The following is a 12,354-nucleotide window of genomic DNA, read 5'->3' on the forward strand; positions in this document are numbered from 1 at the left end:
GGGCGGCAGGGAGGGGCGAGCGGGAGGGGTACGCGTCCGGCGCGGCCGGTCAGCAGCCGCAGTCGTCGGAGTCGACCGGTGTGGTGAGCGGGTCGGCGTCGCGCCGTTCGCGCCCCTGCCAGGTCTCGAACGAGAAGCCCTCACGCACCCAGTACTCGAAGCCGCCGAGCATCTCCTTGACCTGGCAGCCGAGTTCCGCGAGGGCGAGCGCGGCGCGTGTTGCGCCGTTGCAGCCGGCCCCAGCAGTACGTGACCACGGGGACGGCCGGGTCGAGGAGGCTGCGGGCCTGTCCCCGAGTGCCGTGACCGAGCGGGTGCGCAGGCTGGAGGAGGCCGGGGTGATCAGCGGGTACGCGGCGGTGGTCGATCCGGAGCGGTTGGGGCTGCCGATTCTCGCTCTCGTACGGCTGCGCTGTCCGAACGGCAATGACAAGCCGTTCCACGATCTGCTCGATACGACCCCACGAGATCGTGGAGGCCCACCATCTCACCGGCGACGACTGTTTCGTACTGAAGGTCACCGCCCGCTCGATGCGTCATCCTGAGGAGGTCTCGGGCAGGATCGGCGCCCTCGGCTCCGTCACCACGAGCGTCGTCCGCTCCTCGCCGCTCCCCCGGCGCGCCGTCAGCCGCTGACCTCGCCCGCGGTGCGGTGCCGTACCGCCGATCCGTGGCGCTCCTTCACCACTTCGAGCTGTGCGGGGATGCGGCGGCGCAGGTCGCCGACATGGCTGACGATGCCGACGCTGCGGTCCCGTTCACGCAGCGAGTCCAGCACGTCGAGCACCTCGTCGAGGGTCTGGTCGTCCAGGCTGCCGAAGCCCTCGTCGATGAAGAGGGTGTCCAGCCGTACGCCGCCGGCCTCGTCGGTGACGACATCGGCGAGGCCGAGCGCGAGGGCGAGCGAGGCGAAGAAGGTCTCGCCGCCCGAGAGTGTCGCCGTGTCGCGTTCGCGTCCGGTCCAGGCGTCGACGACGTGCAGGCCGAGGCCCGATCGGCGGCCTCCGGTGCGGGCATCGGAGTGGACCAGCGTGTAACGGCCGGACGACATGCGCTGCAGCCGTGCGGTGGCGGCGGCCGCGACCTGTTCGAGCCGGGCGGCGAGCACGTAGGACTCCAGCCGCATCTTGCGTTCGTTGTCCGCGGAGGTACCCGCGGTGAGCCCGGCCAGCCGTGCCACCCGGTCGTACTCCTCGCGCAGCGGCCCGAGCCCGCGTACCTCGTCCGTGGCGCTGCGCGACAGCCTGACCAGCTCGGCGCAGCGCTCGCGTGCGGCTGCCAATGCCGCGGAGGCGTCCCGCAGCAACCGTTCGGCCGTGTCGTACGCGGCCTGCGCGGCGTCCACCGCGGCGGGCGGGCCGTCGGCGGCGGCTCGGGTCGCGGTCTCGGCGAGACGGTCGGCGACGGCGGCCGCCTCGGACTGCCATGCCTCGGTCAGGCGCTGAAGTCCGTGCTGTTCGGCGTCGGTGAGGAGGACCGCGGACGCGGCCTGCGGGGTGTCGAACCCGGCACGGAACGCGGCGTCCGCGAGTCGGCCGTCGGCCTCCTTGCGGCGCCGCGCGGCCGACTCCTGCTCGCGCACCGCCTCGGCGGCGGCGGCGAGCAGACCGACCCGGCGCTCCAGCAGCTCGGCGTGCTCGGCGACGCTGCCGGACTCCCCTCGGATGACCGCCAGCTCTGCTTCCAGCGTGGCCTGTTCACGGTCCAGGCCTTCCCGTAGGGAGGTACGGGCCGCGGCCCGGCGCTCGGCCAGTTGCCGGCTCTCAAGGCGTTCGGCTTGTTCCCGCTCGGCCATGGCGAGTGCCTCGCGCGCCGCGTGCATGCCGGCGGCGGTCCGGTGCGCCTCGGCATGTCCGCGCGTCAGCCTCTCGACGAGCGCGGCGAGTTCGGCGATGGCCGGATCGGCGACGGGCTCGTCCGCGGAACCCGGAAGGGGCCGCTCGCCGCGGGCCGCACCGGTCGCAGCCACCTCGGCCCCGGCGCCCGGCACGCACGGCGCCGCCCCGGCAGCAACGCCTCCGGACACCGACGCGGACACAGCCGACTCGACCGCGACGCCCCCGGCCCCCCGCCCGGACGCACCCGGGTCAGCGGCAGTGGCGCCGTCCCTCGGCTGCGGCACCGCCGGCTGTGCGGCGGCGGCGCGGGCGGCCAGGTGCTTCTCGCGTACGACCCCGAGCTCCCGGTCCGCCTCCGTGCGCGCCTCCTCGGCACGCCGGTACGCGTCGAGAGCCCGTTCCTCGGTGGCCCGGTCGACATGGCCGTCGCCGGCGCGTGCGGGCCTGGGGTGATCGGCGGAGCCGCACACCATGCAGTCCTCGCCGTCCACCAGTTCGGCGGCCAGTTCCGCGGCGATGTCGCGGAGCCGTCGTTCGCGAAGCTCCAGCCACGTCTCATGGGCGCCCGAGGCCCGCTCGCGGGCCTCCGCCAGCCGCTCGGCGGCGGCCGACGCCTGGATGGCGAGCGCGTCACGGCGGCGGGCCGCTTCCAGCCGTGCGCGGGCCGGCTCCAGTCGGCCGGCGAGCTGTTCGGCGCGGGTCGCGGCCTCCTGCGCCTCCTCGATGCGGGCCCGCAATTCCTCACGGGTGGCAGCCCAGTCGGCCAGCCAGCCCTCCGCCTCACGGATCAGCTCGTCGTCGGCCCGGGCCTGGCGCTCCAGTCCGGCTCGCTCGGCGTCGATCTGCCCGCTGCGCCGCTCGGCGCGCTGCGCGGCGTCGAGCCCGCCGAGCTCCTGGCGGAGTCTCCGTTCCATTTCCGCCAGTTGTTCGGCACCGGCGTCGGCCAGGGTGTCGGGCAGCAGCGCCCGGGCGCCGTCGCGGGCCGCGCGGGCCGTACGGTACGCGCGCTCGGCCTCGTCACGCAGCTCCAGTGCCGGTGCGACGAGGTCGGCCTTGCGGGCCCGTGCGAGCCGTTCACGGTGCCGGTCGTGGTCGGGACGGCCGGCTTCGAGCACGTCGGCGCGGCGCCGGGTCTCCTCGTACCGCTGCTGGAGCGCGGCACGTTCGCGTTCGTTGTCGAGGGCCAGGCGGGCGGCCGACTGCCGGCCTTCGGCCATGGCCAGTACGGACGCGGCGATGTCGAGCCGTTCCCGGGCGCTGCTGCGGGCCGTCGCGGCCCAGGCCAGCACGCCGTCGGCGAGCCCGGGTTCGCCGGGCTGGATGTCGGGCAGCGGCGATTCGCGGGCGGCCGGTCCGGCGGCCTGGGCGATCCGCTGGGCGACCGCGAGGATCCGTTCGTCCCCGGCCCTGACCTGTGCTTCGGCGGTACGGCGCAGTTCGGCGAGGCGCTCCTCGACGGCGGCGAAACGGCGGGTGTCGAAGAGCCTGCCGAGCAGTTTGCCGCGCGCCTCGGCATCCGCGCGCAGGAAACGTGCGAAGTCGCCCTGGGGCAGGAGGACCACCTGGCAGAACTGGTCCCGGCTCATCCCGATGAGCTGGGTGATCTCCTCGCCGATCTCCTGGTGCGAGCGGCTCAGCGGCCGCCAGCCGTCGTCGGGGTCGTACTCCCGCAGGCTGCTCTGGGCCTTCTCCGTGGTGAAGCCGTTGCCCTTCTTCTTGGGGCGGGGCTGTGCGGGGCGCCGGGTTACTTCGAGGCGCCGGCCACCGACGGTCAGTTCGAGCGTGACCTCGGTGGGGAGGCCGGCCAGGGCGTGGTCGCTGCGCAGCGACGTGCCGGGGCTCTGGCGGGCGCCGGGCACCGCGCCGTACAGGCCGTAGCAGACCGCGTCGAGTACTGAGGTCTTCCCGGCACCGGTCGGCCCGTGGAGCAGGAAGAGCCCGGCTGAGGAGAGCGCGTCGAAGTCGATGTTCTCGGTGGCGCCGAACGGCCCGAAGGCGGTGATGGCGAGCCTGTGGAGTCTCAACGGTTCACCTCGCGCAGAGCGTCGTCGACCCGTACGTGGTCGAAGGCGCCGCGCAGCACCGTGCGCTCCTGCTCGTCCGCCGAGGCCCCGGCCCGCACGTGTGCCACGAAGTCCTCCGCGATCTGCTGGTCGTCGCGCCCCTGGAGGCGCTGCGCGTACGAGGCGAGCGGGTCGTCGGGGGCCCGTTCGGGTTCGAATACGAGACTGAGGGTGTGCGGGAACCGCTCGACGAGGCGGGTCATCGGCTCGACCGGGCGCACCGGGTCGGTGAGCGTGGCCTCCACCCAGGCGTCCCGGTGCCGCTCCAGCGCGGGGTCGTCGACGAGGGTGTCGAGGCGGCCGCGGAGTCTGGCGAGCGGACGGGGCACCGGGCAGTCGACGCGTTCGGCGGCGATCGCGCCCGAGGCGTCGAGATCGATCAGCCACATCGTCTTGCGGTGGGCTGCCTCGGAGAAGGAGTAAGCGAGCGGCGAGCCCGAGTAGCGGACCCGCTCGGTGACGGTCTGGCAGCCGTGAAGGTGCCCGAGCGCCGCGTAGTCGACGCCGTCGAAGACTCCGGCGGGTACGGCGGCCACCCCGCCGACGGTGATGTCGCGTTCGCTGTCGCTGGGCTCGCCGCCCGCGACGAAGGCATGGGCGAGCACCACGGACCGGGTGGTGTCGGGGCGGCTCGCGAGGTCCGCGCGCACCCGGTCCATGGCCGCGGTCAACACCGCCTCGTGCCCGGCACGATCCGCCTTGAAGACGTCCTTCACCAGGGCGGGTTCCAGATAGGGCAGTCCGTAGAACGCCACATCGCCGTGTGCGTCGCGCAGGACGACGGGGGTGGCGCAGTGGGCGGGGTCGGTACGCAGATGGATTCCGGCCCGCTCGATCAGGCCCGCGCCGACGCCCAGTCTGCGTGCCGAGTCGTGGTTTCCGGAGATCATCACGGTGGGCACACCGGCGGCGGCGAGCCGGTGCAGCGCGTCGTCGAAGAGCTCGACTGCGGAGAGCGGCGGAACGGCCCTGTCGTACACGTCGCCCGCGACGAGGACCACGTCCACCTCGTGTGCGTGCACCGTGGCCACCAGGTGGTCCAGGTAGGCGGCCTGGGCTTCGACCAGGGAAACCCGGTGGAACGACCGCCCCAGGTGCCAGTCCGATGTGTGCAGAATCCTCAAGAACCGGCTCCGACCTGCGTCATCTCTTCCTCCGCCCCCAGGGCGCGGGGCCGCCGCGCACCGTGATCACACGGACCTTCGCGGAGTCCTGTCCCTCCGTACCGGCCACGTCTGCACCAGTGGGCCCCTGATTCCTCACCGGCCCCAGTCTCCCATCATCGCCGACCGCCCCGGGCCTTCAGCCGGGCTCGTCGCGCCGGGCGTGGGCCCCGCACAGCGTGGACCCGACCCCGACCCCGACCCGCGGTTCCGGCCCCCGCCCCCTGGTCAGGCGTCCCCGTACGCCTCGCCGCCCAGCTCCAGCCGGGCCTCGCCCGCCGTCGCGTCGGCCAGCCAGCCGCGGAACCCCTCGACATCGGCGTCCGGCAGCCCGATCTCGATGACGACGGCCTCCGCGTACCGGACCTCGCGCACCGTCCGTCCGGTGGCCCGGAGGTCGTTCTCCAGCTTGCCCGCCCGCTGATGGCCGACGGTGATCGTGGCGAGGCGGAACCGCTGCCGGGTAAGGGTGCCGATCGCGTCGAGGGCCTCGCCGACCACTCCCCCGTACGCCCGGATCAGGCCGCCCGCGCCGAGCTTCACACCGCCGTAGTAGCGGGTGACGACGGCCACGACGTACCGCATCTCACGGCGCGTCAGCATCTGCAGCATGGGGACACCCGCGGTGCCGCCGGGCTCTCCGTCGTCGCTCGCCTTCTGTACGGAGGCGTCGGCGCCGATCACGTAGGCGAAACAGTTGTGGGTGGCGGTCGGGTGTTCCTTGCGAATGCGTGCGACGAAGTCCTGCGCCTCCTGCTCGGTGGCGGCGGGGGCGAGCGCGCAGATGAAGCGTGACCGGTTGATCTCGGTCTCGTGCACGCCCGCTCGGGCGACTGTCCGGTACTGCTCCTGCATCCCGCCAGCCTATGCCCCGGCCGGGAACAGTCCGGGGCCGCCGTCCGTTGTCCGGGTCATGTACGCAGACGCAGAGACGATCCGCAGGATTCTCCGGGACACGGGCGAGACCTGGGCCGTGGTGGGCCTGTCCGACAACCGGTCGCGCGCGGCCTACGGCGTCGCCGAGGTGCTTCAGCGCTTCGGCAAGCGAGTGGTCCCGGTGCATCCGAAGGCGGAGCGGGTCCATGGCGAGGACGGCTACGCCTCGCTGGCCGACATACCGTTCCCGGTCGATGTGGTGGACGTCTTCGTCAACAGCGAACTGGCGGGCGGCGTGGCCGACGAGGCGGTGGCCACGGGCGCGAAGGCGGTCTGGTTCCAGCTCGGGGTGGTCGACACCAAGGCGTACGACCGTACGCGCGCGGCGGGGCTCGACATGGTCATGGACCGCTGCCCGGCCATCGAAATACCGGCGCTGAGCCAGTAGCCGCAGCACTCCCGTCGCTCGTCCGCATGTGCGTGGTGTCACACTCGTGGTCCGGCTGGGAGAATGACCCGCTGTGAGTACTGCGACTGCGCCGATCGTCCGTCACGGCCGAACCGGGCTGGCCGGACAGCTGTCCGAGCTCGGAGTGGAACGGAACGGCGTCCTGCTGGTGCACGCGTCGATACGGGCGGTGGGCACGGTCGGCGGCGGGGTCGGGGCAGTGGTCGGTGCGTTGCGCGACGCCCTCGGCGAACACGGCACACTCGTCGTCCCGGCTTTCACCCCGGAGAATTCCGACACCTCTGCGCACTATCTCGACCGGGTGCGCGGTCTCACCGACCAGGCGCGGGAGGCGGTGCGGGCGAGCATGCCGCCGTTCGACGCGGCGACCTCGGCCGCGCCGTCGATGGGCCGCCTCGCGGAGGCGGTCCGGCTGACCGAGGAGGCAGTACGCAGCGGACACCCCCAGACGTCCTTCGCCGCGCTCGGACCGCTGGCCCGGAATCTGGTGGCGGACCACCGGTCCGACTGCCATCTCGGCGAGGACTCCCCGTTGGCCCGCCTCTACGACCTGCGTGCCCAAGTGCTTCTGCTGGGCACCGGGTTCGACACCTGCACCGCGTTCCATCTCGGTGAGTACCGAGTGCCTGTCCCGCCCCGCCGCAGCTACCGCTGTGTGGTGACGACCGAAGGCCGGCGCCATTGGTGGGAGTACGAGGACGTCGCGCTGGACGACGGCGACTTCGCAGCCCTGGGAGCGGACTTCGCCCACTCGGACAACGGTGCGGCCGTCCGCACCGGGCCGGTGGGCGCGTCGACGAGCCGGCTTTTCCGCCTCACCGATGCCGTCGACTTCGCGTCCCGCTGGCTGTCGTCACACCGGGGCGGGTGCCGGTGAGGGCCCTCTGCCGCACGCACGGCTGAGCGGTGGCCTCAGAGGCTGTCAGCCCCTGACGCCCAGGCCCTCGACGATCACCGCGCCCGGCAGCGCGGCCAGTGCCTTGCCCGGCACGATCAGCTTGCCCCGGCGGCTGCCGCTGCCGATCAGCACCCACTCCTCGTCGACGACGGCGGGATCGATCAACAGCGGCCAGCCGGCCGGGAGTCCGATCGGTGTGATGCCGCCGTACTCCATGCCGGTCTCGCCGACCGCCGTGTCCATCGGGGCGAAGGATGCCTTGCGGGCACCGAGGTGCTTGCGGACCGCGCCGTTCACGTCGACGCGGGAGTGGGAGAGGACGAGGCAGGCCGCCAACGACACTTCGCCGCCGCGCTTGCCCGCCACCACGACGCAGTTGGCCGACCGGTCGAGCAGTTCCGCACCGTGGTGCTCGACGAAGACCGCGGTGTCGGCGATGGCCGGATCGGTGTCGACGTGGATGACATGCTCGGCGGGGACGCCGCCCCAGCCCTCGGTCACGGCTGCGGCGACGGGCTCGGTGAGCAGGTCTGGACGGTCGGCCGCCGGACAGGCGTTCTCGAAGGATCCGATGGGTGCGCGCATACGCAGCACGCTAACAGCGTCCCGGAGGCGTCAGACTGGCCGTCTCATCGTACCGGCGGGATCGAGACCGCCATGGTCACCTCGGTGGGCTCGGAGCCGTCGTTGCGGTAGGCATGCGGGTGATGCGCCTCGAAGGAGGCGGATCCACCGGCGGGTACGCGGTACGAGGAGCCGTCGACGATCAGGGTGAGCTCGCCCGCCGTGACGTGGAGCAGTTCGACGGTGCCCTCGGGGTGCGGATCGGAAGTGCTGCTGTCGCCGGGCATCAGTCGCCACGACCAGAGTTCGAGCGGGCCCCTGGCCTCCGTGCCGACGAGCAGGGTGGTGGCGCTGCCCGCCTCCGTGGACCACATGCGCACCGCCTGACTCTCGGGCACCAGCCGGACGGGGGAGCTCTGTTCGTAGTCGAGCAGCGTCGTGATGCTGACACCCAGCGCGTCGGCGAGCTTGACCGTGGTGCCGACGCTCGGATTGGTGCGGGCCTGCTCGATCTGAATGATCATGCCGCGGCTGACCCCGGCACGCGCGGCAAGTGCGTCCAGAGTGAAGCCGCGTTCCCCCCGCCAGCGTTTGAGATTGCGCGCCAGCGACTGAGTGAGCTGATCAAGGTCAGACACATTCCATCCAATATTTTGAATGACAGAGTCGAATATATTGCACTACGGTGCGGTGGACCGAACCGTTCATCGCACTGTACTGCGAGGCATGCCATGACAGCACTGTTCGCCCTGGCCACCAGCCTGCTCTGGGGGTTGGCCGATTTCGGCGGCGGGCTGCTCACCCGGCGTACGCCCGCACTCACCGTGGTCGTCGTCTCGCAGGCCGCCGCGGCCGTGGTGCTGGGCGGCGTCGTGATCGCGACCGGCGGCTGGAGCGAGGCGGGTCCGCACCTCTGGTTCGCCGTCGCGGCGGGTGCCGTCGGACCGGTCGCACTGCTGAGCTTCTACAAGGCCCTGGCACTCGGCCCGATGGGCGTGGCCGCTCGGATCACTGGGTGTCGCCGTTCCGGTGAGCGTCGGGATCGTCGTCGGGGAGCGGCCGGGGCTGCTGCAGTTCGCGGGGGTCGGCGTGGCCGTGGTGGGCATCGTGCTGGCCGGCGGTCCGCAGTTGCGCGGGGCGCCGGTGCAGCGCCGGGCGGTGCTGCTGACCCTGGTGGCCGCCTTCGGCTTCGGCTCGGTGATGTCCCTGATCGCGGAGGCGTCCACCACGGTCACCGGGCTGTTCCTGGCGCTGTTCGTCCAGCGCCTGACCAACATCGCGGTGGGCGGTACGGCCCTGTATGTATCGGTGCGGCGCGGGGCACGCGCACTGCCGGAGGACGGCGGTGTCGCCGTGGTGCTCGCGGCGCTGCCCGCCCTGGCGTTCGTCGGACTCGCGGATGTGGCGGCCAACGGCACGTACTCGATCGCCGCACAGCACGGCCCGGTCACCGTGGCCGCCGTGCTCGCCTCGCTCTATCCGGTGGTCACGGCCGTGGCCGCGCACGGCGTGCTCAAGGAACGGCTGCGCGGGGTACAGGCGGCCGGGGCCGGTCTCGCGCTGGTGGGCACGGTGCTGCTGGCGACCGGCTGAGGGCTCCGGCCGCCGCCACCCTCAGTCGCCGGACGGGCCCGAAGCCTCACCCGGCTCCGACAGGGACAGCAGCTGCTCGGGCGTGACGCCCGACGGAATCGGCACCGGGGCAGGGGTGCGCAGCGGGGGCTGCCAGCCCATCTCGGAGTCCCAGCTGCGCACGACACGGGCGGGAGCACCGGCCACCACCGCGTGGTCGGGCACCTCTCCGCGTACGACCGCGCCCGCCGCGACCACCACGTTGCGCCCCAGCACGGCCCCCGGCAGAATCACCGCTCCGGTGCCGATCCAGCAGCCCGGCCCGATGGTGACGGGTTCCATGCGGGGCCACTGCTTGCCGACCGGCTCGTACGGATCGTCGTAACTGTGGTTCGTGGACGTGATGTACACATACGGTCCGCAGTACGTGTCCGAGCCGATGGTCACCCTGGTGTCGGCGACGACATGACTGCCGCGGCCGAGCACCACTCCGTCCCCCAGAGTCAGGATCGGCTCGGCGCCGAGGTCCAGGTCGGGCATGAGTCCGGCCGTCAGCGTGACCTGCTCACCGATCACACAGTGGGCGCCGAGCTCGATCCACGGCTCTCCGAAGACCGTGCCCTGCGGGAAGGCCAGTCGGGTGCCTTCGCCGATCCGGCCGAACCGCAGCCCACCGGGGTGTTCCGCGGTGACCGCGCCCGACTCCTGCACCCAGCGCCAGCCGCGATGGACGGCCCGGGACAGGGCGCGCCGCCGCCAGGCGGCGAGGGAAGAGAACGCGTTCCAGTTCTTGGGCACTCGCACACGGTAGTCGGCGGCGCCCGGCGTGATCACCGCGGCACCCTGTGATGTTCGCCCCACTCGACGTCAGCTCTTCGCCCGTCGCCTACCGTTTCCCCGACGCGATCGGACAGCGGCGGCCGAGCCGTGGCGGTCGGACGACCACGACCGCACCACACCTGAGCACGGAGGAACGGGCGATGGCAGAGCAGGCGTTGATCACCGGAATCGGCGGCAAGGAGCCGGACATCGATGCGGAGGCCTTCACGGCACCGACGTCGGTCGTGATCGGCGAGATCACGATGGCGGCGGGCTCCAGCCTCTGGTACCAGGCCGTGCTGCGCGCCGATTGCGGTCCCATCGTCATCGGCGCCGACAGCAACATCCAGGACAACTGCAGCGTGCATGTCGATCCCGGGTTCCCGGTGACGGTCGGCGAGCGTGTCTCGGTCGGACACAACGCCGTACTCCACGGCTGCACCATCGAGGACGACGTCCTGGTCGGCATGGGGGCCACGGTCCTCAACGGCGCTCGCATCGGCGCCGGTTCGCTGGTCGCGGCACAGGCGCTGGTTCCGCAGGGGATGCAGGTACCACCGGGGTCGCTCGTCGCCGGCGTCCCCGCCAAGGTCAAGCGGCAGCTGACCGAGGAGGAGCTCGAAGGCATCAAGTTCAACGCGGTGGGCTACGCGGAACTGGCCAAGGCACACCACCAGGCACACGCGAGCTGAGCGGAACGCGGCGGCACGGAGCGCAACCGAGGACCACGGGCGGGCTGACGGAGGGCAGCGAAGGAAGCCTCGGACTGCGATTCCCCGGTTCCGTTCCGCCTCCGGCCCGGTCAGTCCACTGCCGGCACGGCCTCCGCCTCGGGCGCCGATGCGGCCGACGCCTGTGCCGCCGCCTTCTTGGCCCGGTTCTTCAGCACCAGCATCGACGTCACACCGAACAACACCGCGGCGGCCAGCCCGAGGTAGGAGAACTGCTTGAGCCAGGCCTCGGCGACGACGCCCACCGAGTAGACGACGGCCGTGGTGCCACCGGCCCAGACGATGCCGCCCAACACGTTCGCGATCAGGAACTTCCAGTACGGCATGTGCAGCACGCCGGCCAGCGGACCCGCGAAGATCCGCAGCAGGGCGACGAAGCGGCCGAAGAACACCGCCCACATGCCCCACTTCTGGAACGACCGTTCCGCCATGCCGATCTGGCTTTCCCCGAAGTGCTTGGGGAACTTCCCGCCGAGCCGGGCGAGCAGTGGCCGGCCGCCCTTGCGGCCGATGGCGTAGCCGACCGAGTCACCGATGACCGCGCCCGCCGATGCGCAGGCACCGAGGATCCAGGGGTTGATTCCGTCGTGTCCAGCGGCCAGAAGCGCCGCGCTGACCAGGACGATCTCGCCCGGCAGCGGAATGCCGAGGCTCTCCAGCCCGATGACGACACCCACCAGGACGTACACGCTGACGGCCGGGACGGTCTCCAGCCACTCCTGGATGTGCAACGCCGATTCCTCTCGTAACTGATGTCCGGTTGCCCGCCGGCCAACTCCTCGGCGCACCGCGGGAATGCTACCTGTCCGACCATCCGCCCGAACAGCGCGAAGGACCGCCACGGCCCCTGGAGTCCAAGGGTGTGTGGCGGCCCTTCACGGAGCCGTTCCTGGTCAGGCGTTCGGACGCAGCGTCCAGAGGACCGTCATCTCACCGGTCACCGCGCCGTCCGCGCGCCGGATCTCGATGGCCACGGGGAATTCGGGGCGCTTGCCCGCGTCCAGTTCGGCGACGACCTCGGCCACCGGGCGGCCGAGGGTCGCCGTGGCCGTGACGACGCCCTTGGCCAGCTTCTTGTAACCGATCTCCGCCTTCACCGCCAGCGGAACAGCGCGGGACAGTTGGTCGCCGAAGGCGGCGAGGACGATCGCACCGCTTGCGGACTCCGCGAGCGTGAACATCGCACCGGCATGGGGTCCGCCGACATGGTTGTGGTAGTCGGCCTGGTCCGGCAGGCGGACCACCGCACGCTCGGCGGTCGTCTCCAGGAACTCGAGGTTGAGGGTCCGGGCCATCGGGACCGTCGCGGCGAGCATCTCGCCCACGGTCGTCTGTTCAGCACTCATGACCAGATGTTACTT

Annotated in this window: 11 protein-coding genes and 3 pseudogenes; 5 read left to right on the plus strand and 9 right to left on the minus strand. The window is 72.0% G+C overall.

Annotated features, from left to right (window positions below):
• Nucleotides 1-49: 49 nt before the first annotated feature.
• Nucleotides 50-290 (minus strand): annotated as a pseudogene (locus OG936_RS03305) (rhodanese-like domain-containing protein); the annotation flags it as partial.
• Here OG936_RS03305 and OG936_RS03310 point away from each other — a divergent pair.
• A pseudogene (locus OG936_RS03310) lies at nt 285-636 on the plus strand (Lrp/AsnC family transcriptional regulator); the annotation flags it as partial. The pseudogenes OG936_RS03305 and OG936_RS03310 sit on opposite strands and share 6 nt — an antisense overlap.
• Here the strand turns inward: OG936_RS03310 and OG936_RS03315 are convergent.
• From OG936_RS03315 to OG936_RS03325, 3 genes are all read right to left on the minus strand, one after another.
• On the minus strand, nt 626-3,862 hold the full coding sequence (locus OG936_RS03315; protein ID WP_406492404.1) for an AAA family ATPase: 3,237 nt from the start codon (nt 3,860-3,862) through the stop codon (nt 626-628). The pseudogene OG936_RS03310 and the gene OG936_RS03315 overlap by 11 nt on opposite strands.
• Nucleotides 3,859-5,025: an exonuclease SbcCD subunit D gene (locus OG936_RS03320; protein WP_406492406.1), complete on the minus strand. Its 1,167-nt coding sequence runs from the start codon at nt 5,023-5,025 to the stop codon at nt 3,859-3,861. The genes OG936_RS03315 and OG936_RS03320 overlap by 4 nt, the downstream gene beginning before the upstream one ends.
• A 267-nt stretch (nt 5,026-5,292) precedes the next feature.
• Complete coding sequence (locus tag OG936_RS03325) at nt 5,293-5,919, minus strand: YigZ family protein (protein ID WP_266744875.1); 627 nt, start codon at nt 5,917-5,919, stop codon at nt 5,293-5,295.
• 58 nt (nt 5,920-5,977) lie between these two features.
• Here OG936_RS03325 and OG936_RS03330 point away from each other — a divergent pair, with 58 nt between their 5' ends.
• Nucleotides 5,978-6,388: a CoA-binding protein gene (locus OG936_RS03330; RefSeq protein WP_406492408.1), complete on the plus strand. Its 411-nt coding sequence runs from the start codon at nt 5,978-5,980 to the stop codon at nt 6,386-6,388.
• 73 nt (nt 6,389-6,461) lie between these two features.
• Nucleotides 6,462-7,286, plus strand: coding sequence for an aminoglycoside N(3)-acetyltransferase (locus OG936_RS03335; protein ID WP_406492409.1), 825 nt, complete (start codon nt 6,462-6,464; stop codon nt 7,284-7,286).
• 45 nt (nt 7,287-7,331) lie between these two features.
• Here the strand turns inward: OG936_RS03335 and OG936_RS03340 are convergent, their stop codons facing one another.
• Nucleotides 7,332-7,892, minus strand: coding sequence for a YbaK/EbsC family protein (locus OG936_RS03340; RefSeq protein ID WP_406492411.1), 561 nt, complete (start codon nt 7,890-7,892; stop codon nt 7,332-7,334).
• Between the two features lie 44 nt (nt 7,893-7,936).
• Nucleotides 7,937-8,509 carry a helix-turn-helix domain-containing protein gene (locus OG936_RS03345; RefSeq protein ID WP_406492413.1) on the minus strand — a complete coding sequence of 191 codons (573 nt, stop codon included), beginning with the start codon at nt 8,507-8,509 and terminating at the stop codon, nt 7,937-7,939.
• A gap of 93 nt (nt 8,510-8,602) precedes the next feature.
• Here OG936_RS03345 and OG936_RS03350 point away from each other — a divergent pair.
• A pseudogene (locus OG936_RS03350) lies at nt 8,603-9,464 on the plus strand (EamA family transporter).
• A 21-nt stretch (nt 9,465-9,485) separates the two neighbouring features.
• Here OG936_RS03350 and OG936_RS03355 read toward each other — a convergent pair.
• Nucleotides 9,486-10,241, minus strand: coding sequence for an acyltransferase (locus tag OG936_RS03355; protein WP_406492415.1), 756 nt, complete (start codon nt 10,239-10,241; stop codon nt 9,486-9,488).
• 182 nt (nt 10,242-10,423) lie between these two features.
• On the opposite strand from OG936_RS03355, the gene OG936_RS03360 reads away from it, so the two are divergent.
• A complete protein-coding gene (locus tag OG936_RS03360; protein ID WP_383759579.1) occupies nt 10,424-10,954 on the plus strand; it encodes a gamma carbonic anhydrase family protein in 531 nt (176 codons plus the stop codon).
• Nucleotides 10,955-11,064: 110 nt separating this feature from the next.
• Here the strand turns inward: OG936_RS03360 and OG936_RS03365 are convergent, their stop codons facing one another.
• Nucleotides 11,065-11,724, minus strand: coding sequence for a DedA family protein (locus tag OG936_RS03365; protein ID WP_406492416.1), 660 nt, complete (start codon nt 11,722-11,724; stop codon nt 11,065-11,067).
• Between the two features lie 162 nt (nt 11,725-11,886).
• Nucleotides 11,887-12,339: a DUF4442 domain-containing protein gene (locus OG936_RS03370; protein ID WP_266744884.1), complete on the minus strand. Its 453-nt coding sequence runs from the start codon at nt 12,337-12,339 to the stop codon at nt 11,887-11,889.
• Nucleotides 12,340-12,354: the final 15 nt, after the last annotated feature.

The organism is Streptomyces sp. NBC_00846, from assembly GCF_045207325.1.
GTDB lineage: Bacteria > Actinomycetota > Actinomycetes > Streptomycetales > Streptomycetaceae > Streptomyces.

Coding starts and splice junctions, on each gene's coding strand:
- OG936_RS03340 (WP_406492411.1), bottom strand. CDS start 7,892: ATGCGCGCACCCATCGGATCCTTCGAGAACGCCTGTCCGGCGGCCGAC.
- OG936_RS03370 (WP_266744884.1), bottom strand. CDS start 12,339: ATGAGTGCTGAACAGACGACCGTGGGCGAGATGCTCGCCGCGACGGTC.
- OG936_RS03330 (WP_406492408.1), top strand. CDS start 5,978: ATGTACGCAGACGCAGAGACGATCCGCAGGATTCTCCGGGACACGGGC.
- OG936_RS03325 (WP_266744875.1), bottom strand. CDS start 5,919: ATGCAGGAGCAGTACCGGACAGTCGCCCGAGCGGGCGTGCACGAGACC.
- OG936_RS03360 (WP_383759579.1), top strand. CDS start 10,424: ATGGCAGAGCAGGCGTTGATCACCGGAATCGGCGGCAAGGAGCCGGAC.